This window comes from Novosphingobium sp. ZW T3_23 (assembly GCF_044987305.1).
Taxonomy (GTDB): domain Bacteria; phylum Pseudomonadota; class Alphaproteobacteria; order Sphingomonadales; family Sphingomonadaceae; genus Novosphingobium.
The window spans coordinates 1-24,189 of record NZ_JBJDRF010000009.1 but is presented as its reverse complement, the minus strand read 5'-3'; the positions used below and the strand labels follow the sequence as shown (position 1 = coordinate 24,189).

Annotated in this window: 21 protein-coding genes and 2 riboswitches; of the genes, 13 read left to right on the top strand and 8 right to left on the bottom strand. The window is 64.6% G+C overall.

The window, feature by feature from the left end; translation table 11 throughout:
* Both ACI3K3_RS07450 and ACI3K3_RS07445 read right to left on the bottom strand, forming a co-directional pair.
* The gene (locus ACI3K3_RS07450) at positions 1 to 3,198 is read right to left on the bottom strand and encodes an efflux RND transporter permease subunit (protein ID WP_404912976.1); all 3,198 of its coding nucleotides are present in this window, start codon (positions 3,196 to 3,198) and stop codon (positions 1 to 3) included.
* Between the two features lie 6 nt (positions 3,199 to 3,204).
* Complete coding sequence (locus ACI3K3_RS07445) at positions 3,205 to 4,407, bottom strand: efflux RND transporter periplasmic adaptor subunit (RefSeq protein ID WP_404912974.1); 1,203 nt, start codon at positions 4,405 to 4,407, stop codon at positions 3,205 to 3,207.
* A 47-nt stretch (positions 4,408 to 4,454) separates the two neighbouring features.
* On the opposite strand from ACI3K3_RS07445, the gene ACI3K3_RS07440 reads away from it, so the two are divergent.
* Both ACI3K3_RS07440 and ACI3K3_RS07435 read left to right on the top strand, forming a co-directional pair.
* Positions 4,455 to 5,126: a TetR/AcrR family transcriptional regulator gene (locus ACI3K3_RS07440; protein WP_404912973.1), complete on the top strand. Its 672-nt coding sequence runs from the start codon at positions 4,455 to 4,457 to the stop codon at positions 5,124 to 5,126.
* A 174-nt stretch (positions 5,127 to 5,300) separates the two neighbouring features.
* On the top strand, positions 5,301 to 5,564 hold the full coding sequence (locus tag ACI3K3_RS07435; protein WP_404912972.1) for a hypothetical protein: 264 nt from the start codon (positions 5,301 to 5,303) through the stop codon (positions 5,562 to 5,564).
* A gap of 258 nt (positions 5,565 to 5,822) precedes the next feature.
* Here the strand turns inward: ACI3K3_RS07435 and ACI3K3_RS07430 are convergent, their stop codons facing one another.
* A complete protein-coding gene (locus ACI3K3_RS07430; protein WP_404912971.1) occupies positions 5,823 to 8,066 on the bottom strand; it encodes a spermidine synthase in 2,244 nt (747 codons plus the stop codon).
* Between the two features lie 295 nt (positions 8,067 to 8,361).
* Here ACI3K3_RS07430 and gntA point away from each other — a divergent pair, with 295 nt between their 5' ends.
* Together gntA and ACI3K3_RS07420 are read left to right on the top strand one after the other, a co-directional pair.
* Positions 8,362 to 9,042: a guanitoxin biosynthesis heme-dependent pre-guanitoxin N-hydroxylase GntA gene (gene gntA, locus ACI3K3_RS07425; protein WP_404912970.1), complete on the top strand. Its 681-nt coding sequence runs from the start codon at positions 8,362 to 8,364 to the stop codon at positions 9,040 to 9,042.
* Positions 9,039 to 9,623, top strand: coding sequence for a DUF1989 domain-containing protein (locus ACI3K3_RS07420; protein ID WP_404912969.1), 585 nt, complete (start codon positions 9,039 to 9,041; stop codon positions 9,621 to 9,623). The genes gntA and ACI3K3_RS07420 overlap by 4 nt, the downstream gene beginning before the upstream one ends.
* Positions 9,624 to 9,629: 6 nt before the next feature.
* Here the strand turns inward: ACI3K3_RS07420 and ACI3K3_RS07415 are convergent, their stop codons facing one another.
* Together ACI3K3_RS07415 and ACI3K3_RS07410 are read right to left on the bottom strand one after the other, a co-directional pair.
* Entirely contained in the window at positions 9,630 to 10,913 is a 1,284-nt protein-coding gene (locus tag ACI3K3_RS07415) for a cystathionine gamma-synthase family protein (protein WP_404912968.1), read from the bottom strand.
* A 56-nt stretch (positions 10,914 to 10,969) separates the two neighbouring features.
* Positions 10,970 to 11,260 carry a hypothetical protein gene (locus ACI3K3_RS07410; protein WP_404912967.1) on the bottom strand — a complete coding sequence of 97 codons (291 nt, stop codon included), beginning with the start codon at positions 11,258 to 11,260 and terminating at the stop codon, positions 10,970 to 10,972.
* 374 nt (positions 11,261 to 11,634) lie between these two features.
* Between ACI3K3_RS07410 and ACI3K3_RS07405 the strand changes: the two genes are divergently transcribed.
* The 4 genes from ACI3K3_RS07405 to ACI3K3_RS07390 all read left to right on the top strand — a co-directional run bounded on the left by ACI3K3_RS07405 (position 11,635) and on the right by ACI3K3_RS07390 (position 14,835).
* Positions 11,635 to 11,868 (top strand): hypothetical protein, encoded by a 234-nt coding sequence (locus tag ACI3K3_RS07405; RefSeq protein WP_313437005.1) that lies wholly within the window; start codon positions 11,635 to 11,637, stop codon positions 11,866 to 11,868.
* The gene (locus ACI3K3_RS07400; RefSeq protein WP_404912966.1) at positions 11,829 to 12,203 is read left to right on the top strand and encodes a DUF6356 family protein; all 375 of its coding nucleotides are present in this window, start codon (positions 11,829 to 11,831) and stop codon (positions 12,201 to 12,203) included. Before ACI3K3_RS07405 ends, ACI3K3_RS07400 begins: the two co-directional genes overlap by 40 nt.
* A 172-nt stretch (positions 12,204 to 12,375) precedes the next feature.
* Positions 12,376 to 14,313 carry an FAD-binding monooxygenase gene (locus ACI3K3_RS07395; protein WP_404912965.1) on the top strand — a complete coding sequence of 646 codons (1,938 nt, stop codon included), beginning with the start codon at positions 12,376 to 12,378 and terminating at the stop codon, positions 14,311 to 14,313.
* Between the two features lie 42 nt (positions 14,314 to 14,355).
* Positions 14,356 to 14,835, top strand: coding sequence for a MarR family winged helix-turn-helix transcriptional regulator (locus tag ACI3K3_RS07390; protein ID WP_404912964.1), 480 nt, complete (start codon positions 14,356 to 14,358; stop codon positions 14,833 to 14,835).
* 17 nt (positions 14,836 to 14,852) lie between these two features.
* Here ACI3K3_RS07390 and ACI3K3_RS07385 read toward each other — a convergent pair whose 3' ends face one another.
* A complete protein-coding gene (locus tag ACI3K3_RS07385) occupies positions 14,853 to 15,608 on the bottom strand; it encodes a CbtA family protein (RefSeq protein ID WP_404912963.1) in 756 nt (251 codons plus the stop codon).
* An 8-nt stretch (positions 15,609 to 15,616) separates the two neighbouring features.
* Positions 15,617 to 15,844, bottom strand: a complete 228-nt coding sequence (locus ACI3K3_RS07380; protein ID WP_404912962.1) for a CbtB-domain containing protein — start codon at positions 15,842 to 15,844, stop codon at positions 15,617 to 15,619.
* Positions 15,845 to 15,878: 34 nt separating this feature from the next.
* A riboswitch (cobalamin riboswitch) is annotated at positions 15,879 to 16,020 on the bottom strand.
* 20 nt (positions 16,021 to 16,040) lie between these two features.
* Here ACI3K3_RS07380 and ACI3K3_RS07375 point away from each other — a divergent pair.
* From ACI3K3_RS07375 to bluB, 5 genes are all read left to right on the top strand, one after another.
* The gene (locus ACI3K3_RS07375; RefSeq protein WP_404912961.1) at positions 16,041 to 16,637 is read left to right on the top strand and encodes a histidine phosphatase family protein; all 597 of its coding nucleotides are present in this window, start codon (positions 16,041 to 16,043) and stop codon (positions 16,635 to 16,637) included.
* A 29-nt stretch (positions 16,638 to 16,666) separates the two neighbouring features.
* Positions 16,667 to 16,912: riboswitch (cobalamin riboswitch) on the top strand.
* Positions 16,913 to 17,101: 189 nt separating this feature from the next.
* Positions 17,102 to 18,151, top strand: a complete 1,050-nt coding sequence (gene cobW, locus ACI3K3_RS07370; RefSeq protein ID WP_404912960.1) for a cobalamin biosynthesis protein CobW — start codon at positions 17,102 to 17,104, stop codon at positions 18,149 to 18,151.
* Positions 18,151 to 21,978, top strand: a complete 3,828-nt coding sequence (gene cobN / locus ACI3K3_RS07365) for a cobaltochelatase subunit CobN (RefSeq protein ID WP_404912959.1) — start codon at positions 18,151 to 18,153, stop codon at positions 21,976 to 21,978. Before cobW ends, cobN begins: the two co-directional genes overlap by 1 nt.
* Positions 21,979 to 21,980: 2 nt before the next feature.
* Complete coding sequence (gene cobO, locus ACI3K3_RS07360) at positions 21,981 to 22,586, top strand: cob(I)yrinic acid a,c-diamide adenosyltransferase (protein WP_404912958.1); 606 nt, start codon at positions 21,981 to 21,983, stop codon at positions 22,584 to 22,586.
* Between the two features lie 2 nt (positions 22,587 to 22,588).
* A complete protein-coding gene (gene bluB / locus ACI3K3_RS07355) occupies positions 22,589 to 23,224 on the top strand; it encodes a 5,6-dimethylbenzimidazole synthase (protein WP_404912957.1) in 636 nt (211 codons plus the stop codon).
* On the opposite strand, the gene ACI3K3_RS07350 is transcribed toward bluB, so the two are convergent.
* Complete coding sequence (locus tag ACI3K3_RS07350) at positions 23,211 to 24,074, bottom strand: ABC transporter substrate-binding protein (RefSeq protein WP_404912956.1); 864 nt, start codon at positions 24,072 to 24,074, stop codon at positions 23,211 to 23,213. The genes bluB and ACI3K3_RS07350 overlap by 14 nt on opposite strands.
* Positions 24,075 to 24,189 lie beyond the last annotated feature (115 nt).

The window sequence follows — 24,189 nt, the reverse complement described above, 5'->3', positions numbered from 1 at the left end:
TCAGGTTCCCTGCGGCTCGGTGCCGTCGGCGGAGCGAGGACCGGCTTCGGTCTCGACATGGGTTTCAGCTTCCTCGTGGCGATCGGTCTGCCCGTGCTTGAACAGCCGGCTGACGACCACGAAGAACATCGGGACCAGGAAGATCGCGAAGACGGTGGCCGAGAGCATGCCGCCCACGACGGCACGGCCGATGGCGTTCTGTCCGCCGGCGCCCGCACCGCTGGATACGGCCAGCGGCAGCACGCCGAACACGAAGGCCAGCGAGGTCATGAGGATCGGACGAAGGCGCAGCCTTGCCGCCTCGATGGCCGCGCTGAAGGCATTCATGCCGGACTGCACGCGTTCCTCGGCGAATTCGACGATGAGGATCGCGTTCTTGGCGGCGACGCCGATCGTGGTGATCAGGCCGACCTGGAGGTAGATGTCGTTGTTCAGGCCAGTGAGCTTGGCGGCAAGCACCGCACCGATGACGCCGAGCGGAACCACCAGGATGACCGCGATGGGCACCGACCAGCTTTCGTAGAGCGCTGCAAGGCACAGGAACACGACGAAGAGCGACAGCGCATAAAGCGCAGGTGCCTGGCCTCCGGACAGCCGTTCCTCGTAGGACAGACCGGTCCATTCGAGCGCAGTGCCCGGCGGCAGCTTCTGCTGCATCTCGGTGATGGCTTCCATCGCCGAGCCGGTGCTGACGCCCTCGCCCGGCGCACCCTGAAGCTGGACGGCGGGACGGCCGTTATAGCGTGTCAGGATCACCGGCGCCGTCTTCCACGACAGGGTCGAGAAAGCGCCGAAGGGTGCCATCTGCCCGTCGCTGCCGCGAACGAAGAAGTTCTCGATGGCTTCCGGCGATGAACGATAGGCTTCTTCCGCCTGGATGTAGACGCGCTTGGTGCGCCCGCGGTCCAGGAAGTCGTTCACATAGGCACTGCCCCAGGCGGTCGAGATTTCGCTGTTGACCGCGCTGAGATCGAGGCCGAGCGCACCCGCCTTGTCCTGATCGATCTTGACGTCGAGCTGCGGCGCATCGTCAAGGCTGACCGGACGGACTTGGGCGACGCGCTTGTCCTGGGCGGCGAGGCCCAGAAGCTGATTGCGCGCAGCCACCAGCTTTTCGTGCCCGATGTTGTTCTGGTCCACCAGCCACAAGTCGAAACCGGTGGCATTGCCCAGTTCCTGGACGGCGGGCGGAACGAGCGCGAAGATCGTCGCGTCGCGATAGGTCGAGAAGGCGCCCATGGCGCGGCCGATGATGGCCGGCGCACGGTTGTCGGCGCCACTGCGGTCTGCCCAGTCCCTCAGCTTGATGAAGGCCATGCCCGCATTCTGGCCCTGCCCGCTGAACGAGAAGCCGCTGATCGTGAAGACGGACTCCACGTTCGCCTTCTCGTTCTTGAGGAAGTGATCGCGAACGACGTCGAGCCCGCGCTGGGTTCGGGGCAGCGTGGCGCCCGGAGGTGCCTGGACCAGCGCGAACATCGTGCCCTGGTCTTCCTCGGGAAGGAAGCCGCTGGGCAGTCGCCAGAAGATCAGCGCCATGGCGCCGACGATCAGCAGATAGACCAGGCCGGAGCGCTTCCAGTTGCGGGCGGTGCCGCGAACGCTCTTCTCGTACTTCTGGGTGCCGAGGTCGAACTTCTCGTTGAACCAGCGGAAGAAGCGCGCGAACAGGCCGTTACCTTCGTTCTTGGTCGGATCGTGCGGTTTGAGGATGGTGGCGCAGAGCGCCGGCGTCAGGATCAGGGCGACCATCACCGACAGCGCCATCGACGATACGATCGTGATGGAGAACTGGCGATAGATCACACCCGTGGAGCCGCCGAAGAAAGCCATCGGCAGGAACACCGCCGAGAGCACCAGGCCGATGCCGATCAGCGCGCCGCTGATCTCGTCCATCGACTTGCGCGCGGCTTCCTTGGGTTTGAGGTGCTCCGTCTGGATCAATCGCTCGACGTTCTCGACCACGACGATGGCGTCATCGACCAACAGGCCGATGGCTAGCACCATGCCGAACAAAGTCAGCGTGTTGATGGAATAACCCAGCGCCTGCATGACTCCGAAGGTGCCGAGCAGGACCACCGGAACCGCGATCGTCGGGATGATCGTCGCGCGCCAGTTCTGGAGGAACAGGAACATGACGAGGAAGACGAGCGCGACGGCTTCGAACAGGGTGTGGATCACCTGCTCGACCGAGAGGCGAACGAACGGCGTGGAGTCGTAAGGATAGACGACCTTCACGTCCTGCGGGAAGTTCTTGGCGATGCGTTCGACTTCGGCCTTCACCAGGTCGACGGTGTCGAGCGCGTTGGCGCCAGACGCCAGCCTGACGCCGAAGCCGGAAGCGGGCTTGCCGTTGTACTCGGTCTCGAAGCCGTAGTTTTCGGCGCCGAGTTCGACGCGCGCCACGTCGCGCAGGCGCACGACGGCGCCGTTCTGGCCCTGACGCAGGCGGATGTTGCCGAACTGCTCGGGGGTCTGGAGACGCGACTGAACGGAAACGGTGGCGTTGAGCTGCTGCTCCTTCGACGCAGGAAGCTGGCCGATCTGACCCGCCGATACCTGCGCGTTCTGTGCCTGGACGGCAGCGGTGACATCGGCGATCGTCAGGTTGTAGCTGCGCAGCTTCAGCGGATCAACCCAGATGCGCATGGCATACTGGGTGCCGAAGATCTGGAGTTCGCCCACGCCGTTGACGCGGCTGACCGAGTCCTGGACCTGGCTGACGAGGTAGTCCGAAAGGTCATTGGCGTTATGGCTGCCGTCTTCCGAATAGATCGCCGCCACCAGCAGGAAGCTGGCCGCCGACTTGGCAACGGTAACGCCCTGGCGCTGGACCTCCTGCGGGAGCAGCGCGGTCGCGGCCTGGAGCTTGTTCTGCACCTGGACCTGGGCGATGTCCGGATCGGTACCCTGTTCGAACGTCAGGGTGATCGAAACGTTACCGGCCGAGGAAGACTGCGCCGAGAAGTAGCGCAGGTTGTCGATGCCCTTGAGCTGCTGCTCGATGATCTGCGTGGTCGTGCGTTCCAGCGTTTCCGCGTCGGCGCCGGGATAGTTGGCGCTGATGGTCACGGTGGGCGGCGCGATCTCGGGGAACTGGGAGACCGGCAGGCTGCGGATCGCCAGCGCGCCGAACATCATCAGCACGATGGCGATGACCCATGCGAAGATGGGCCTGTCGATAAAATAGCGTGCCATGATCGGTTACTGTCCCTGCCCGCTCTGTGTCTGCGCGGGGTTCTGGCCCTGCTGGCCGGATGCCCCGGCGGCAGGTGCCGAACCGGCAGGCTTGGCTGCTGCCTGTGCCGCCACCGGCTTCACGGGCATGCCGGGCCGGAGCATCTGCGCGCCGTCGACGACCACCTTGTCGCCCGCCTTCAACCCGGCGGTGACGAGCCAGTTGGTGCCGACCGTGCGAGGCGCGGTGAGCTTGCGCATCTCCAGCTTGTTGCCACCGCCGATGACGATCGTCGTCGGGTTGCCCTTCTCATCGCGGCTCACCGCCGATTGCGGGACCAGGATGCCATTGCTCTTCGTACCTTCGACCAGATTGGCGCGAACGAACATGCCCGGGAGCAGGAGCCCGCGGGGATTGCCGAACTGAACGCGCACGATCTGGCTGCCCGTGGCCGGGTCCACCGTCACGTCGGTGAACTTGAGCGTGCCCTCTTCGGCATAAGTGCTGCCGTCCTCCAGCGTCAGCTGGACGCGCGCAGCGCCGCCGCCGCGCGACAGATCACCCGAAAGCAGCTGCTGGCGCAGACGCAGCACGTCGGCGCTGGACTGCTGGATGTCCACGAACATGGGATCGAGCCGCTGGATCGTGGTCAGGGCATCGGTTTGCGAGGCCGATACGAGCGCGCCAGTGGTGAAGGTGGAACGGCCGATACGGCCTGAAATCGGCGCGCGAATGGTCGTGCGGCCGAGATCGATCTGCGCGCTGCGCAAGGCCGCTTCCTGCGCGGCCACGTCTGCCCGTGCCTGTGCGGCGCTGGCGGTGGCGTTTTCGGCTTCCTGCCGCGAGATCGCGTTGATCTTGACCAGTTCGCCGTAGCGGCGCGCCAGGGCGGCGGTGTTCGCGATGTTGGCCCGCGCCCGCACGAGCGCGGCGCGCGCGCTGGCAACCTGTGCCTCGTAGGGCGACGGGTCGATGCGGTAGAGCGGCTGCCCGGCTCGAACCATGTCGCCTTCCTGGAACAGGCGCTCCAGGATCAAACCGTTGACCTGGGGACGGACGTCGGCGGTTTCATAGGCCGTGGTGCGTCCGGGAAGCTCCGAGCTCAGGGTTACGGCTCCCTCCGTGACGGTAACGACACCGACTTCGGGGGGACCGGCGGGAGCCTGTTGTTCTCCCCCGCCGCCACATGCGGTCAGGAGCAAGGCAAACGCCGGAGTGATCTTTTTCATGGAGCAAGCTCGCAATGAGAGTTAAAACGTGAGTGAATGTTCACTCATTGATTCGCGCGATGTGTATTGGGTCGCTAGAACGATTGCAAGGTGAGGAGGATGCAGTGAAAGATGACACAATTATGGACGGGTCGCGAGCGGCTCGTTCCGTGGTACGCCGGGAGCATCTGCTGGATACGGCCAGGAAACTGTTCGTCGAACAGGGCTTCCATCGCACCGGCATGGCGCAGATCGCCCTGGCCTCGGGCATCAAGGTCGGTCAGATCTATCGCGATTTCGCCAACAAGGAAGCGATCATCGCCGCCATCTGCGAAGCCAATCTCGTGGCCTGGCTGGAGGAAGATGCTCTGGAAACTGCCGTGGCGGCGGGAGATACGGCCGCTGTCGCAAGCTGGATCGAAGGCATCTGCTCGGACGAGCCTTCCACCGAGGACCGCCGATTGATGGCGGAACTCCTTGCCGAAGTCGGCCGCAACCCGATCATCGCCTCCATCAACCGGAAAGCCGACGAACGGGTTCGCCAGCGCTTGGACAAGGCCCTCGCCTCCTTTGCGCCGGAAGCTTCGCTGGAGCGTCGATCCTTGGTGGTGGACCTCGTGTTTCTGTTGTCCTGGGGGATGATTGCCATGCTGGAATTGTCGCCGGGCAAGCAGCACGCGCTCGTTCGCGAACATATCGTGTCCGTCCTACGTAAGGAAATGGCCGAACTAACCGGCTGATCTCTCCGAGAATATTGTTCCCAATAGCGCGGCGATCCGTTTGTGTCTCAAGGCGGGTGGAGGCGTGAACGAAAATTGCGCAACTGTTGCTACTGGGGCTGGACAGGCTTTGCGATTCATATCATCCTTGTCCTTGACGCGACCTTCCAAAAAGTCGCGCGGAGGATGCTAGAGATGATCGAGAAGACTGAAGTGGACTCGGGCGAAAAGGCGATGATCCTGTTGCAGAGCCTGATCTGCTACTTGCGTGAAAAGAACGTGCTGAACCGCGCCGATATCGAAGAACTGCGTGAACGCGTGGAAGCTCGGATCGCCGATGTCGAAAGCCATATGCCGTGCGCCAGTGCACTTGCGAGTGCGGCTGCCTCGGACATGCGCGAGCTGGAGCAGTTCTGCGGAAAGAAATATGGCGGCAAGCACAGGCACCGCGTTAACTGATTTCGCATATTTGCCGCCAGTGATAGTGGCGGGCGGTGATTGCTGAATTAGAGAGACGTGCGCCCGCTGCAATCGCGGCCGCGTAATTTGCATCGGACTGGCGACGTGTAATTGATGCCGATGGCAAGAGCTGAGGCCTTGGGTCGATGATCGCTGCCGGCTCCAAAAGGCATGGGCGAATCATCGTCGAGATTCGAGCGCGTCCGGGCGGGTGTTGGCTACACACCCGCCGAGACCGGACCGGCTTTCACCAAGCAATCACGGATTTCCGGTCAGCCGGCCCCAGCGGACATAAGGCAGGATAGAGGCGTAATCGTCCGTCCACGCCCGTGCCGCACGCTCGTCCAGAGGCCCCCAAGGCGTTTCGGGGCTCCCCTGGGCAAGCTGTTGCAGCACTCGCGGGTCGCGGGAAAGAGCGATCCAGCGTGACGGGGTGTAGCGCTCGCTGTCAGCCGGGCTGTCGAGACGGGACAGCGCGCCCAGACCGACCGCAGCGGCGTTTGCGCCCACAACCGGGGCAAGATCGATGTATCGGTTGGATATGTGGAGCAGCAGCAGGCCCTGCGGAGACAGGGCCCGGACATAGACCTGCAAGGCTTCTCTGGTGAGGAGGTGAACAGGGATCGCGTCGCTGGAGAAGGCATCGATCACCAGCACGTCGAAAGCGCGGGCAGGCATGCGGGCAAGCTCCAGACGCGCATCGCCCAGGACGATACGCGCGGATGGTGTGCAATCGCGCAGGAAAGTGAAGCTGCCTTCGGTCGAGAAGCTCAGGATCACTGGGTCGATCTCGAAGAAGGTCCATTGTTGGCCCGGCAGGGAGCGACACGCCAAGGATCCCGTCCCCAGCCCGACGACCCCGACCCGCGCCCCCGCTCCCTCAAGTCGAGGAACCTCGGAAAGCGCCAGCGCTACCCCGGAAGTCGGCCCATAATAAGTCAGGGCCTCTCGCGAACGGCCCGGTTCCAGCGACTGTTCGCCGTGAAGCGTTGTTCCGTGGGCAAGCGTGCGCAAGGTGCCGTTGGAAGCATCCCGCACGGTGTAGATGCCGAAATAACTGCGCGTGCGTTCTCCGGCCAGCGTGGCGCGGATCGTCCAGATCCCGCCTTGTGCGACCATGGCTATGGCAAGCACCAGCACGAAGGCCGCGCGCCATGCCATGACCATAACACCCGTGCCGACCAGGAAGACCGTAAGCAGAACCGCGCTCAGTCCCTCCTCCGGGCGCAGGGCGTGTTGATCGAGTTGCCATCCGAGAAAGCCCGCGAAGGCTAGCAGCAGCAGGAGCGCAAGGCGCGCCATGCCGAGTTCGATCCCCTCCCCGCTGCGCCAGCGCAGCAGCGGGTCGAGCGGCATGAGCAGTGCCGCCGCGACGACCAGCAGCGGATGTTCCCATGCCCAGTCGAACACCAGCGGTGCAATCAGCGCCGTGAACATGCCGCCCAGCGCTCCGCCCGCCGACATGACGAGATAGAACTGCGTCAGTCGTGCCGGTCCGGGCCGGAGGTCGTACAGCCGCTTGTGCAGGGCAGTGGCGATGGAGAACAGCATGAGGCAGGCGCCGCCTGCGACCCACAATGTTCCCGATCCATTGGAGAGCATGGCGTAGCTCCCCGCGAAAAGCACGACTACCGGCGCGATCCCCGCCACGGCCATCGCCGCTCCGCGGCGGTCCGCAAAGGCGACGACGAAGCTCAGCAGATAAAGCCCCAGCGGAATGACCCAAAGCAGCGGCATCGCGAAGATGTCCGTGGTGAGATGGGTGGTCGTGGAAAGCATGAGCCCGGAAGGCACCGCGGCCAATGCCAGCCACAGCACGATCCGCCTTGCGCCGGGCCCGGGCGTCTCCACTTCGCGTGACGCGCCGGCAGGGCCGCCTGCTACGGGCGACAGATGACGGCGGCTGATCGCCGCCACGGCTACCAGCATAATCAGCACGCCGAAGCCGATCGACCATGCAAGGCTCTGTTCGCGCAACGAAAGCATCGGCTCGGCAGCCAGCGGATAGGCCAGCAATCCGGCGAAACTGCCCAGGTTGGAAGCTGCGTAGAGCGCCCAAGGCGCACCGGCACCAGGGTCGGCCGCGAACCAGCGCTGCATCAGCGGCGCCTGGGCCGAGACCGCGAAGAACACCGGGCCCACGCTGATCCCAAGCAGTATCGGCACCCACAGCGCCTCTGGCCAACCTTTGGGCATCGGGATATCGGCCAGTCCGACGGGCAGCGTGAGGCCGGCCAGTACCAGGACGGAAAGGTGGACCATAGCCTGCCGCCCCAGCGACAGCCGCCCCAACAGATGCGCATAGGCGTAGCCGGCCAGAAGCAGCGCCTGATAGACCAGCATGGCGCTGTTCCACACATTGGGTGCACCGCCCAGGCGCGGCAGGGCCATGCGGGCCACCATCGGCTGAACCAGAAACAGCAGGAAACTGCCCGTCAGTATGGTGACGACGAAAAGCCCGCGCCGAGGCCCGCCTTTCGTCAGACCCTTAACTCCAGCCATAAATCTTCCTTGCAGGTGCCGGCCGCGCTCTATCCTACGGTGGCGACGGGATAAAGCCGGCAATGCCGTTTGCGGACCGGGGCAACGATCTCAGCGGCGGCCGGTGATCACGCGAAAATAGCTCTGAGTAAGCGCGGACCTGGCTGGTGGAGCGACGGCACCCCTAATTTCAACCGCCACTTGGTCGGCAATACTTTGGCGCGAAGCACAAACATAGATCAATGGCGAAGGAACGCGAAAAGTGCGGTGCAGTTTACCAGCCATGTCCGAAGTTCCAGCCTTGGAGAGGAAGCAGGTGCTTTCCCAAACCGACCGTGACGCCTGGGAGGCGCAGTTTCGCGCTTTCATCGAAGCAAAGGATTTCCCCTGCGTAGGCGCGAAATCCGCCCTCTCGCGGGGAACGCTCGCGGTAGAGGTATGCCATTCGATCGAGAGCAGCTGGGACGATCTCGTGATCTACGAGAGGTTGTTGGACTGGTCGGCCAGTTATCAGGACGATCCATCGCTGTTTCGCAGTCTTGCCGTCATATTCGCCGATGACGAGCCGCTCGATGAAGACCGCTTTGAACAGGCCCTGTGGAAGCGCGTTCAGTCGCTTTCGGACAAAGATGCCTGGTTGGGGTTGCCCTACGATCAGCGCGTGAGCAGCGATCCCGACGATCCCCATTTCTCGCTGAGCTTCGGGGGAGAGGCGTTCTTCGTGGTGGGCATGCACCCCAACGCGAGCCGTCCCGCGCGCAGGTTCGCGCGTCCGGTGATGGTGTTCAACCTCCACGACCAGTTCGAGCAGCTTCGATCCCAGGGACGGTACGAGAAGATCCGCGAGACCATCCTGGAGCGAGACGTGAAGATGGCCGGCTCCATAAATCCGATGCTCGCGCGGCATGGCGAGACCAGCGAAGCGGCCCAGTACAGCGGCCGCCTGGTAGGCCCGGAATGGCAGTGCCCGTTCCAGAACCCGAGGGCCGCGCGATGAGCGGAACCCATCGCATCATGCCCCGCAGCGGCGCGGCCTTTCCCCTCGGGCGTGGTCAGTTGTTGACCGTGCTCGATCCCCTCGGCACGCAAGTGTCGGACCTTCTGGCCTTTTGCGCGGACGACGTGCGCGAGGTGATCAGCAACGGCCGCACTTTCGATTACGAAGAAACGCTGCGGCTCACCCGTGGCAATCGGATCTGGTCCAACCGCTCTCGCGTGCTACTGACCATCGAGGATGACAGCGTGGGATGCCATGACTTCCTGCTCACGCCCTGTAGCGTCGATACGTTCCGCCATTTCTACCCCGACAAGCCCGAACACAGAGGGTGTTTCGGCAACCTTGCGGAATGCCTGGCTCCCCATGGGATTTCGCCTGACGACATCCCTGTGGCGTTCAATTGCTTCATGAACGTCCCGGTGGACAGCACCGGCGGAATTTCGGTCCTGCCGCCGCCCAGTCGGGCGGGCGACAGCATCTCGTTCCGCGCGGAGCAGGATCTGATCATCGGCCTTACGGCCTGCTCGGCCTATGCCAGCAATGGCGGGACCTTCAAGCCTATCGACTATCGTATCGAATGACCGTCCTCATGCGGCATCCAGCGCCTGGGCGAGATCGGCAACGATGTCGTCCGGGTGCTCGATGCCGATCGAGAGGCGGATGGTGGACTCCAGAACCCCGATCCGATCCCGGACCGCTACCGGAACCCCGGAATGCGTCGTGGTGGCGGGGTGGCTCGCAAGAGACTCCGTGCCACCAAGGCTCACCGCCAGCTTGAATATCTCCAAGGCATTGAGGAACCGGAAAGCCGCTGGCTGCCCCCCGGCAATGTCGAAGGCAAACGTCGATCCTGCGCCGGTGCATTGAGCAGCAAAGACCTCTGCCTGCCTGCTGCCTTCAGGGTAGAACGGCGGATAGGCCACGCCTTCGACCTTGGGATGTGCGCGGAGAAACTCGGCTGCCGCGGCGGCATTGGCATTGGCGCGCTCCATGCGAAGACCCAGCGTCTCCAGAGACCGCCCAAGCATCCAGCAGCTATGCGGGTCCAGTTGCGTTCCGATCGCGCTGCGCAGAAGGCGGACCTCACGCATCAGACTGGCAGACCCCAGCGCCGCGCCGGCAACGAGGTCGGAGTGTCCGCCCACGTACTTGGTCAGCGAGTAGAGGGAGATATCGGCGCCAAGCCGCAGCGGATGCTGGAATACGGGGCCGAGCAGCGTGTTGTCGCAGACGAGCAGTGGGCGATGAGCCTGCCGCGTTTCGATCTCCTCGCAGAGCGTCTTCATCAACGCGATATCGACCAGGCTGTTGGTGGGGTTTGCGGGCGTTTCCACCAGGACAAGCGAAACCCGGCCCTGCGCCATGGCCTGCTCAGCCGCCTGCATGGCCGCCTCTTTGTCCAGTCCATCGCTGAAGCCTACCGCCTTGATGCCGAGATTGGCCAAAGTCTTCGCCAGAAGCGTCTCGGTGCCTCCGTAAAGCGGCTGGGAATGAAGGATCACGTCTCCCGGACGCGCGAAAGTCAGGATCGTGGTGGTGATCGCCCCCATGCCAGACGAGAACACCACTCCAGCTTCCGCGCCTTCGTAGACCGCCATGCGGTCTTCCACGATCTCGCTGTTGGGATGATTGAACCGGGAATAGACGAGACCCCGCCCCTGCCCCGGTGGCGGATCCTTCCGTCCGGCCACATAGTCGAAGAAATCGCGGCCCTCTTCTGCCGTGGGAAAGACGAAAGTCGATGTCAGAAACACCGGCGGCTTGACGGCACCTTCGGACAGAAGGGGGTCGTAGCCGTAGTTCAACATGAGGGTATCCGGATGGAGCCGATGATCGCCGATCGCCGTCTTGCTTTCCCGCGGTGCCGTCATGTCGTTCTCCTCAGCCAGGCTTATTTGCAATAGGTAGCGGGGAGAGGAACGCCCGACTAGTAACGATCTCGCGGATGGATCCCAGAGCGATCGGCGCTGGGAGTGAAGCCCATCTGGACCAGCAGATCGACCAGGCGCTGACCATCGTCCAAGACCCTCTCCAGCCAATTCTCGTGGTCCATGTGCCCCAGGGCCGACCGCTGGAATTGACCTGCCGCTCGCACCGAGTCGCCCAGAAGCCGAACTTGCAACACAGGCGTGTCGCGCCGCGGCCGCCGGTTGGACGCTGCCTGTTCCGGCACCGCAACGACGCTGACGCGGCTGCGGAGTTTCGCTTGGATGTCCATGAAGCCTGTTTCCCGATATGGCGCGACCCGGTTCGAGCCGATTGAGCGCGCGCGCGTTTTCTTACTCCTGATCAACGCATCGGAAGGCTTCGAGTTTCTGGGAAAAGGCAGCGAAACCGTCGAATTTCTAGACAGCGCTCAAGTTGCCATGCGAGGACGCTGCGCAGTTCGTCCCGTCGGTGCGATGTTTCATCGACAGCCGCCTGCAAGAGGGAACCAGGGCCTTGACGGATCATTCTCAAGTAAATAGGTTGAGATAACTGCTTGACCTCTTCGACCTTACATCGAAGATGCAACATCGGGAATTATCCTCGGGTCGACGGGCATCCTGTCAGGCGACCCACCTCGGTAGAAACGAAAAGGGAGAACCACCCATGCCTCAGAGCGATTTCCACGTCGTCCGCAAGGGCCTGAATTGGGCAGTAAGCCTCCACGGCGTTTTCCTGGCGGCCTTCGAGTCCCAGAAAGCCGCGATCAATCGCGCTATCGATGCTGCCCATCAGGTGGGCATGAAGGGCCACGGCGCGCAAGTCTTGCTGATCGACGGTCATGCCGATCCCCGCACGCAATGGGTCTTCGGCCGCCACCCCTATCCACCGACCGCCTGACCTGTCGGCGGGCGCGCCCACGCTTCGGCGCGCCCGCTGGAAAGCTGCGGCTGGAGAAAACAAGCATGTTCAAGGCTCTCTTCGTAGAACACCCGCGCGCCGTGAACGAGAGTTACGGTGAGCATTGGATCGTCGCCAACCGCTTCGGCCTGAAGATGATCGTGGCGGGATTAGGAACGATGCTGCACGGCTTCGTGCCCGGACTGCTTACCCACGCCGGAAGCGACGCCATTCGTAAGCTGCATGGCGAAATGACGCGTCGTCAAACCGCTGCCATCAAGGCTCAGCCCGATCGCCCAGCGCCGAATCGCTGGCAGCCGGAATATGAAATCTGATTTAAGAACCACATTCAAGCTGCTGGGTTCTCTGGCTTAATCTTCTTCTTCGCCCATCCTCTCCCTCTTGCGCATTTGACACGACATTTTATGTAGCATACTACATATATCGTTCGATGCAGGACGGCGGAGCTTCGGCATCCGGCTCTCCTGCGCAGGAGAGGACCATATCATGCAATTCCACCTGAACGGCTTTCACACCGGCGATCCGGCGATATCGCAAGCCGGACCTGTCGATCACGAGCCGGATACCGTCGATGTCCTGATCGTCGGTTGCGGCCCCGCCGGACTTACCCTGGCCGCCCAACTTGCGCGCTTTCCCTCGATCCGGACCCGCATCGTCGAACGCAAGGACGGCCCTCTCACGCTGGGGCAGGCCGACGGCATCGCCTGTCGCACGATGGAAATGTTCAATGCTTTCGGTTTCGCCGATCGCGTGGCGCGCGAAGCTTATTGGGTAAACGAAACGACGTTCTGGAAGCCCGATGAGAGCGAAGCCCGTCGGATCACGCGCCATGGCCGCATTCCTGACACGGAAGAAGGCCTCTCGGAGTTTCCGCACGTCATCCTCAACCAGGCGCGCGTGCACGATTTCTACCTTGAAGCCATGCGCAATTCCCAAAGCCGGCTTGAGCCGGACTATGGCTTGCTGCTTCAGGATCTGACGATCCCGGCCGATCCTGCGGAGCCGGTCGTCGCTCGCCTTCAACGTGTCGACGCCGCGCTAGGGCATGCCGTGGAAACCGTGCGCGCCCGCTATGTGGTCGGCTGTGACGGAGCCCGCAGCCAGGTTCGCAAGGCCATGGGCCGCGAACTTCATGGAGAGTCCGCAAATCAGGCCTGGGGAGTGATGGATGTCCTGGCCTACAGCGACTTCCCGGATATTCGCCTGAAGACAGCCATTCACTCCGCGAACCAGGGCAACATCCTGATCATTCCGCGCGAAGGCGGTTATCTGGTGCGGCTCTATATCGAACTGGACAAGCTCGAAAAGGACGAACGCGTCTCCGCCCGGAACATCACGCAGGATCAACTGATCGAGGCGGCCCAGCGCATCCTGCACCCTTATGTGCTCGACGTGAAGGAAGTGGCCTGGTGGTCGGTCTACGAGATCGGCCAACGCCTCTGCGACAAGTTCGACGATGTCCCTGCCGGGCAGGAAACGAGCCGCAATCCGCGCGTCTTCATCGCGGGCGACGCCTGCCATACCCACAGCCCGAAAGCAGGCCAGGGGATGAATGTGTCCATGCAGGACGCCTTCAACCTTGGGTGGAAGCTGGCTGCCGTGCTCGGGGGACAGGCCTCGCCCGAACTGCTTCACAGTTACTCCGCCGAGCGTCAGGCGATCGCGAAGGAACTGATCGACTTCGATCGGGAGTTCGCCGCCATGTTCAGCGCCAAGCCTAAGACGTCCGATGACGAGGACGGGGTCGACCCCGCCGAATTCCAGCGATACTTCATCAGGCAGGGCCGCTTCACGGCAGGCACGGCGACGCGGTACGGCCCCTCGTCCCTCACCGGAAAAAGCGATCACCAGCACTTGGCGGAAGGCTTCCGCCTTGGCATGCGCTTCCATTCCGCACCCGTCGTGCGCCTCGCCGACGCCAAGCCGATGCACCTGGGCCACGTTGCTGAGGCTGACGGCCGTTGGCGCGTCTACCTGTTCGCGGGGAAAGAAGGCCTCGCCGCAAATGGTTCGATCGACAGGCTCTGCCGCTTTCTCGAAGCCGATCCCGCGTCGCCCTTGCGTCGGCATACGCCGATCGGGGCGGATAGCGATGCGCTGTTCGACCTTCGGGCCGTCTTCCAGCAGCCGCACCAGTCCTTGTCGATGGACGAACTTCCCGGCCTGCTTTGGCCGCGAAAGGGCACTCTGGGCCTCAGGGATTACGAGAAGGCGTTCTGCGCCGACTCCAGGGCCGGCGACATCTACGACTTGCGCGGCATCGACAGGGAAAAGGGCTGCATGGTCGTGGTTCGCCCGGACCAATATGTTGCGCAGGTTCTACCGCTCGATGCGCACGATCGCCTTGCCGCCTTCTTTGCGGACATTCTGCACGATGCCGGTCAAATCGATATAAAAGAACGTTCGGAACCCGTTCCGGCGTAACATCATCTTGAGCGGGCGGCGGTTCTCGCGCTAGGTGGCCCCATGAGCGACCTAGAGACCATGCCGGGACACCTGATCCGCCGCCTGCACCAGATTTCCGTCGCGCGTTTCACGTCGCGCATGGCCGAAGCCGGCATCGACCTTACGGCCGTTCAATATGCCGCGCTGTTGACCTTGCGCGATCATCCCGGCCTGGACCAACAGACCCTGGCCGGCATGATCGCCTATGATCGTGTGACGATCGGCGGCGTGATCGACAGGCTGGTCCAGAAGGGATTCGTCAATCGGGAAACCAGCCCCAACGACCGCCGCGCCCGCGTGCTGATGCTGAGTGACCAAGGCGGCAACGCGGTCGAGGTCGCCACGCCCTGGGTCGACAAGGTTCAGGAAGACCTCATTTCGCAACTCACTTCAGAAGAGCGAGATAATTTTCTGAATTTGCTACAAAAAACTACGAAGGCGGGTAACGAGATGAGTCGTGCGCCGCTTCGGCATGGGGCGAAGGTCAAGATCTCACAATAGATGGGAGGGTTGCGTCGTTAGGCTTTGAATTTATCAGCTTGATGGCGGCTGAGAACGCGCTCGGCCCAAAGTCCGAATGCCAGCCCGATCGTCAGCCACAGCACGAGCTGCGTGCCGATCGAAGCGATGCGGAATTCCCAGAGGAGCGCGGCCGGAAAATCGCCCGGCACTTCGTCGATCACGGGCAATAGGAACTGGCCGAGGCCGACAATCCCAAGATAGACCACCAGGCCCAGCAGGGTTGCGTCGAAACCTCTTCCCGGCCGAGCCAGAGCCGCCCGCAGACGTGCCGCGACGATGGCGGCGCCCAGCGACAGGGCTATCATTCCGAAAAAGGCTGCGGTGCGCAGTGCCACGGTTTCGTGCTTGCCCACCGCCGGTGGGGTTTGAGGATACTTGATCGCCGGCACCAGCACCACCAGCACGAAAGTCAGCATCGCCAACAGCAGTGCGAAACTGCGCGGACCGAGATGGCCCATACGGCCATAACCATAAGCGAAGACGAGCGAGAAGATCCCGCCGACGGCCGCGCCGTACAGCGCAAGTGCCGTCAGCAGTCCGGCCCCCTTCTGCGTATCGCGGCTGACGAGTTCTTCTTCCGGAGGCCCGTCATGGGCCGTATCCGCATGATCCTTTCCATGCGCGGCGTGGCTTTCCTCGTAGCCGATGGCAAGGTCGATCCGAGGTTCGGCGAAGCCGCGCGCGAAGAGCGTGGCAAGAAGGGCGCCCAGGATGCCGGCAAGCATCCCGCGCCAGAGCAGGTTCCTGGTCATGGCTTATCTCAGTGGCAGGGGAAGCCGAGGAGATGGCGTCCGTCATGGACGAATTCGTGCACGTACATGCCCTGGAACAGCGAGAAAGCGCCCTGCTCCGTGCTGACGAAATAGATGAAGATCACAGCCAGCAGGGTGCCGAGCACGGCCCAGGGCGCGATATCTTCCAGCGGAATGGCGTTGCCACCCTCCAATGGGATGAAGGCATCATCGAAAACTGCGGCGGAAACAGCCATTGTCATGCTCCTTGGCGGGATTGCGCGTCCCCGGAAAACCTGTTGTCGAGCAGGAAGGTCTGGCTCTCGACGGGAAAGCTCCCATGCGATTACAGTGGCGCGACCGCGCCGGATTCCCACCGGCTTCTTCGATCCTCGACGCCGCATCCTTAGGACCGCGCAGGCCGCCGCGTCAACGACTTCACGGAATGGACGCTTGGCAACCACGCTTCTGCTCATCTGCATCGCCGGCACCGCGTCGAGCCGCCAGGGCCGTTTCCCCGATCCCGCCGAACCACTGGATGCCGCCGGTGCGCGGGACGCGAGGCGCCTACCACTGCCGGAGCGCTTTCGGGCCGCAGCCTATCGAAGCCCCTCTCGCTCCGCCGCCGAGACCGCCTCGGCGATGGGTTTGGTTGCCGATGACGACATTGCTCTCTCCGACCTTCGCCATGGCGATTGGAGCGGGCGTTCCTTCGCTGAAATCGAGGCTGCGGAACCCGGCGCGCTGGCGCTCTGGCTTGCGGACCCGACAAGGGGAACGCCAGGAGGGGAAACGATGGAGCAGGCCCGCCTCCGCGTAGGAACCTGGATGGACGGTATCGCGGCGCGGCAGGATTCCGTCTGCGCCGTCACCCATCCCATGATCGTCCGCGCCGCGCTTGCCCATGCGCTCGACATGCCGCTGCGGGCTACGCTCGCCGTGGATGTGGCGCCGCTCTCCCGAACCACCCTCTCGTTCAACCAGACATGGCGATTGCAGTCGCTGGGGCCTGTCACTCAGGGGGTTGCGAGCGAGAGCGTGCCCAGCTAATCGCCGGACGGTCGAGGCGCTCACGCGCTTCGGCAGAAGATCGCGCCGGTGCCCCGCAAGGGGCTTAATACGGGAACACGGTAAGGATGGTCCGCCATCCCGATCCGGGGCTGTCCCTGCAACTGTAAGCGGCGAGCGCGATGCACATCGGCGGTGGGACAAGGGTTTCCGCCGCAGCCACTGGGCCGGACGCTAAGTCATGCGGGGCCTGGGAAGGCCGTGCATCGTGCTGTGACCCGCGAGCCAGGAAACCTGCCGGCGTCGATGTCGCTCTTGCCCGGGTCCAGGGAATGGCCAAGGCACGGTAATCCTTCCGTCTGAGCGACGTGATGCATGCGGCCGGGGCCGCGGCGGCATGACACGTCGGGCGCCCGTGCGCCGGTCCGGCGCGGCGTGCCGCAATCGTCGCGCGTGCGATGAGGAAGCCCCGCCGTTTCAGGTCGCTGGCGCGCGGGAGACGAACCATGAGCAAAGTTCCCACTACCGTCATCACCGGCTTCCTCGGCGCGGGCAAGACTACGCTGATCCGACACTTGCTCCAGAACGCCAAGGGCCGCCGCCTCGCGCTCATCATCAACGAGTTCGGCGATGTCGGCGTGGACGGCGAGCTGGTGAAGGGCTGCAACGACGAGGCCTGCCCGGAGGACGACATCGTCGAACTGGCCAACGGCTGCATCTGCTGCACCGTCGCCGACGACTTCCTGCCCACCATGCAGAAGCTGCTCGACCGCGAGAACAAGCCCGACCACATCATCATCGAGACCAGCGGCCTCGCCTTGCCCAAGCCGCTGGTGAAGGCCTTCCAGTGGCCCGACATCCGCACCCGCGCCACCGTGGACGGCGTGGTCGCGCTGATCGACGCCGATGCCGTGGCCGCCGGCCGGTTCGCCACCGACGAGATCGCCCTTGCCGCCGCGCGCGCCGCCGATCCAATGTTGGACCACGAAAGCCCGCTGGAGGAACTGTTCGAGGAACAGCTCGGCTGCGCGGACATGGTGGTGCTCAACAAGACCGACCTCGTCGATGCCGAGGCCCTCGCCCATGTCGAAACGCTGGTTCTGGCCGAAACGCGCCCCGGCGTGAAGATCGTGCGCGCGGACCACGGCGCGGTCGACATCGCCGCGCTGCTGGGCATCACCGCCGCTGCCGAGGACGACCTCGATTCCCGCCCCTCGCACATCGACGGGCTGGACGAGGATCACGACCATGACGACTTCGACAGCTTCGTCGTATCCGGCGGTGATGTGGCCGATCTCGACGCGCTGCTCGCGCGCCTGAAGAGCTTGATCGCGGAGCATGACGTGCTCCGCGTGAAGGGCATGGTCTCCGTTGGCGGTAAGCCGAGCCGCCTGATCGTGCAGGCCGTTGGCCCGCGTATCCAGCACTTCTACGACCGCGCATGGCTGCCGCAGGAAGCGCGCCGCACCCAGCTTGTCGTCATCGGCCAGAAGGGGCTGGACCGCACTGCCATCGAGGCGGGGCTTGCCGAAGTTCTCGGCACCGTGGACGCCTGATGCACCTGCTCTCCGCCACGCCGGGGACGATCTCCAACGGCGAGGAGGCAATCGATCTCGACCAGTCTCCCGGCGACATGGTGATCCTCACCGTGGCGGACAGCGAACTTGCCTGCTTTGCGGGGGCGGCGGCGCGGTTGCCCTTCGATGCTCCCAGCGTCCGCCTCGCGAACCTGCTGCAACTGCGCCACCCTTACTCGATCGACCTCTATGTCGAGAAAGTGATCGCGCAGGCTAAATTCGTCTGCGTGATCCTGCTCGGCGGCAAGAGCTACTGGGGCTACGGCATCGACGAGATCGCCCGCGTCGCGCGCGAAAACGGCATTGCCTTCGCCGCCATCGCTGACGGGCGAGAGGCCGATCCGGCGCTCGATCGCGCTTCCACCCTCCCCGCCGAGGTGTGCGAACGGATGCGCGACTATCTGCGGCAGGGCGGCACGGCCAATGCCCTCTCGTTCCTGCGCACGGCGGCCCGGACCATCGGCCATGATGCGGGAGAGCCCGACGATCCTGTGCCGGTGGCCGATGCGGGGCTCTATCTCGCGGGGACGAAGCGCGCGGGCCTTGCCGACGTGCAGGCAGGCTGGACCGAAGGCCGTCCGCTGGTGCTGCTGGTGTTCTACCGCGCGCTGATGATCGCGGGCACGCTCGACGCGGTGGACGCCATGATCGCGGCGTTGCGCCAGCGCGGTTTCAACGTCGCCGCCGTCCACGTCCGTGCGCTGCGCGAACCTTTTGCGGTGGATTGGCTGGGCGGACTGCTTGGCGAGATCGCACCCGACGTGATCGTCAACGCCACCAGCTTCGCCTCCTCCTCGGCAGGCGACGACCGCAAGCCCGGCATTCTCGAAAAAGCGAACTGCCCGATCCTGCAAGTCGCCTTCGCGGGCGTGGAGGAAGCGGATTGGCAGGGGGCAGCGCGCGGCCTCGGCCCGCGCGATCTCGCCATGAACGTGGCGCTGCCCGAAGTGGACGGGCGTATCTTCACCCGCGCCGTCGCCTTCAAGGCCGCCGAGCGCTTCGACGAAGTGACCCAGTGCGGCATCGTCGTCCCCCGCGTCGCACCGGATCGCGTGGCTTTCGTTGCCGATCTTGCCGCCGGTTGGGCCAGCCTGCGCCGCACAGTCCCTGCCGAGCGCCGCGTGGCGCTGGTGCTGGCGAACTATCCCAACCGCGACGGGCGTATCGGCAATGGTGTCGGCCTCGACACGCCTGCCAGCACCGCCGCGATCATCGCCGCGCTAGCCGAGGCGGGGTACGACACCGGAGCAGCGCCAAGGGACGGCGCGGCGCTGATGCGGATCATGACCGGCGGCGTGACCAACGACCTCACCTCGCTGGACCGCACATCGTTGGAACGCGGGGGCGAAGTCTCGTTGCCGCTCCCTGCCTACGAAGCCGCCTTTGCGGCCGTGCCCGAAAGCGCGCGGAAGGCCATGGTCGAGCGCTGGGGCGAGCCATCCGCCGATCCCTTCGTACGGGACGGCGCATTCCGCCTGCCGGTACACCGCTTCGGTAATCTGGCCATCGCAGTGCAGCCCGCGCGCGGCTACAACATCGATCCCAAGGCCAGCTATCACGACCCGGCCCTGCCGCCGCCGCACGCCTACCTCGCCTTCCACGTCTGGCTGGCGCAGGATTTCGGCGCGCAGGCGCTGGTCCATGTCGGCAAGCACGGCAATCTGGAATGGCTGCCCGGCAAGGCGATCTCGCTTTCGCGCGAGTGCTTCCCGGAGATCTGCGCCGGGCCGCTGCCGCAACTCTATCCTTTCATCGTCAACGATCCCGGCGAAGGCACGCAGGCCAAGCGCCGCATCGGCGCGGTGGTGATCGACCACCTCACCCCGCCGCTCACCCGCGCCGAGACTTACGGCCCGCTCAAGCAGCTGGAAGCGCTGGTGGACGAATACTACCTCGCCGCCGGCATGGACCCGCGCCGCCTCGATCGGCTGCGGCGCGACATTCTCGATCTGGCCCGCAGCCACGGCCTCGACCGCGACGCCGGGGCCAGCGGCAACGATGACGACGCGCTTTCGGCCATCGACAACTACTTGTGCGAATTGAAGGAATTGCAGATCCGTGATGGTCTGCATGTCTTCACCCGGTCGCCCGAGGGCCGCTTGCGGCGCGACCTGCTGGTGGCGCTGGCCCGTACGCCGCGCGGGTATGACCATGCCGGGCAGGCCTCATTGTTGCGGGCGATGGCCGAGGATTTCGGGCTCGACTTCGATCCGCTCGATTGCCGGATGGGCGATCGCTGGGACGGCGCCCAGCCAGAGGCGCTGGCGGCGGTTTCGGACGAACCCTGGCGCACGCATGGCGATACCGTGGAGCGTCTCGAACTGCTGGCTGCGGAACTGGTCGATCCTCGTCGTCCCGGGCTTGATCCGGGACCGCTGGCCGAGCCGCGCCTTGCTCGCGAGGGAGCGCCTCAAGGATTGCCAGCGGTCCCGGATCAAGTCCGGGACGACGTAGGGCCCCAAACCGCCGCTGTGCTCCACGCGATCCAGACCGACCTCGCCCCCCGCATCGACCTATGCGGCCCGCACGAGGCCGAGGCGCTGATCGCCGGACTCGACGGCCGCTTCGTCCTCCCCGGGCCCTCCGGCGCCCCAACGCGCGGGCGCCCGGACGTGCTCCCCACGGGTCGCAACTTCTACTCGGTCGACACCCGCGCCGTGCCCACTGCCGTCGCCTGGGAACTCGGCCGCAAGTCCGCCGACCTGCTGGTGGAGGACTACCTCCAGCGCGAGGGCGAATATCCCAAGGCCATCGCCCTCTCCGCCTGGGGCACCGCCAACATGCGCACCGGCGGCGACGACATCGCGCAGGCCCTCGCGCTGATGGGCGCACGGCCGCGCTGGGACTGGACTTCGGGCCGCGTGATCGGCTTCGAGATCATGACCGTGGCCGAACTCGGCCGCCCGCGCGTGGACGTGACCTTGCGCGTCTCCGGTTTCTTCCGCGACGCTTTCCCCGAACAGATCGATCTGATCGACAGCGCCGCGCGCGCGGTTATGGCACTCGACGAGCCGCTGGGCGACAACCCCGCCGCAGAGCGCCACCGCGCCGAAACGGCCAAACTCGTCGAGGGCGGCGAGGCCGAAACGCAGGCCACTCGCCGCGCCGGCGCGCGCGTTTTCGGATCGAAGCCGGGCGCCTATGGGGCCGGGCTTCAAGCCATGATCGACGAGAAAATCTGGCACGAGCGCGGCGATCTGGCGGACGTCTATCTCGACTGGGGCAGCTACGCCTATGGCGGCGGCGTCGAAGGCGATGCCGAGCGCGGGTTGTTCGCCGCCCGCCTCGCCTCGGTGGACGCCGTGGTCCAGAACCAGGACAATCGCGAGCACGACCTGCTCGACAGCGACGATTACTACCAGTTCGAAGGCGGCATCGCCGCCGCCGTGGAGCATCTGAAGGGCCGCGCGCCGATCAGCTACCACAACGACCACAGCCGCCCCGAGCGCCCGGTCGTCCGCACGCTGGAGGACGAAATCGGCCGCATCGTGCGCGGGCGCGTCACCAATCCCAAGTGGATCGCGGGCGTGATGCGCCATGGCTACAAGGGCGCGTTCGAAATCGCCGCTTCGGTTGATTACCTCTTCGCCTTTGCCGCAACGACCCACGCGGTGAAGGACCATCACTTCGACCTCGTCCACGCCGCCTTCATAGAGGACGAGGCGGTGCGCGAGTTCATGGCCGATGCGAACCCGGCGGCCTTGCGCGAAACCGCCGCGCGCCTTGCCGAGGCGCTGGAGCGCGGCCTCTGGAAACCCCGATCGAACAGCGCGGGCCTGATGCTCGCTGAACTCTCTGGAGCATGACCATGGTGCAGCGTACCGACGAACAGCACGCCGAGAAGATGAAGAAGAAGCAGGCCGCGCATGACAAGATCATGGCCGGCAAGACGGTCGAAAAGGGCCTGCTGATCGTCCACACCGGCAAGGGCAAGGGCAAGACCACCGCTGCGCTGGGCATGGTGGTGCGCGCCATCGGCCATGGCAAGAAAGTGGGCGTCATCCAGTTCGTGAAGGGCGCGATGACCACGGGCGAGAAGGTCGTCTTCGATGCCTTCCCCGATCAGGTTGAATTCAAGCCAATGGGCGAAGGCTTTACCTGGAACACGCAGGACCGCGCCCGCGATATCGAACTCTCGCGCGAGGCGTGGGAGGAAGTGAAGCGCATGGTCGCGGATCCCGCCTATGACATGGTGCTCGCGGACGAACTCAACATCGTGCTGCGCTACGACTACCTGCCGCTCGACGAGGTGCTGGAAGTGTTGAGCGCGCGCGGCGAGATGAACCACGTCCTCGTCACCGGCCGCAATGCCCCGGAAGCGTTGATGGATGCGGCGGATCTGGTGACGGAAATGACGCTGGTGAAGCATCCATTCCGCTCTGGCGTAAAGGCGCAGGCCGGCATAGAATTCTGACGATGCCGCCACGCTTCGGTCCCGCCTTTCAGGACGAACTCGCCGCGCTGCTGGAATGGCGGCGCGACGTGCGCCATTTCCGCAGCGACCCGCTGGACGAGGATACGGTGGCCGAACTTCTGGCAACCGCCCAGTTCGCGCCTTCGGTCGGCAATTCGCAGCCCTGGCGGTTCGTGCGGGTCCGCTCGGCCGAACTGCGCGAGCAACTGGCGCTGCATGCCGATGCGGAAGTGGCACGGGCCGGATCGTCCATGTCGGAGGAGCGACGCACGGCGTACTCCGTCCTGAAACTCCACGGGATGCGCGAGGCTGCCGAGGTCATCGCCGTGTTCTGTGATGACGCCACCGCTTTCGGCTCAGGCCTTGGCGCCGCGACGATGCCGGAAACCCGGCGCTATTCGGTGGTCCTGGCGATCCACACGCTCTGGCTTGCGGCTCGGGCGAAAGGGCTGGGGCTGGGCTGGGTCTCCGTAGTCGCGCCGGGCCATGTCGAAAGCGTGCTGGGCGTCTCGCCGGACTGGCGGCTCATCGCACTGCTGTGCCTGGGTCATCCGCTGGAGCCGGACGACCGGCCCGAACTCGAACGGCGCGGCTGGCAATCGCGGCTGGATTGGCGGGCCAACGTCAGCGAGCGCTGACTTGCGCCGCCAGCGCCTTCGCCGCCTTGATGTAGGCCGGGCCTCCGCAGACCGTCCAGGCCTGCGGAATGGCGATGCGCGGGATATCCCGCAGGACCGGATGATGGATCATCTCGGTGCCCTGGTCGGAGACGCGCTGCGTCGCGCTGTCGATCACGATGTAGTCGGGATGCGCCGCCGTCATCTCTTCAAGGCTCATCTGCGAGAGCGACGGCTTGCCCAGCTTCCCGGCAAGATTGACCAGGCCGACCCGCGTCATCAGATCGTCCACCAGCGTGCCGGTGCCGGTAAGGTAGCCGCGCCTCTGGTAGTAGGCCGCCACATTGCCACGGCCGGCGCTGCGAAGCCCGGCAAGCTGCGCGTTCATGCGCGCGATCATCGCCTCTCCCCGCTCCGGATGTCCCACCGCACCGGCCACAGCGCGGATGGAGGCCAGAATGCCCGCGTAATCATGCGCAGACTTGAGGTCGAGCGAGGCATAGTGCTGGTTCTTCAGCACGGCAATGGCCGGATTGCGACGCGCCGGCATGCCGATCACCAGGTCCGGATCGGCGGCCAGCACCTCTTCCGCGGAACCGCCGAAGACCGGCAGGCTTCGTGCGGTTTTCGCGACGTCGGACATGTCCGGGTCGGATGCATAGCGGGTCAGCCCCGCGATCTGCTCCCGATCGGCAAGCGCGACCAGCAGCTGGTCCGCACAAAGATTGAGCGAGACGATCCGCCGGGGCCGTTCCTTGGCGAGCCTATCCTTGGCAGGATTCGTCGCCCCCGGGGATGCCGCAGCCAAGGGGACCGCCAGCAGGAGGCAGGGGACAAGCCGAAGATAGCGATGGATTTTTCCGAAGCTCATGTCATGGGCTCCTTACCAACACGGACCCGGGACACAAGCGTGACGGGCAGCCGATCGCATGCGAGGTTATCGTGCAGAGCCGCAGTTCGTCCCGCCCCACCTCCATCCCCCGGGC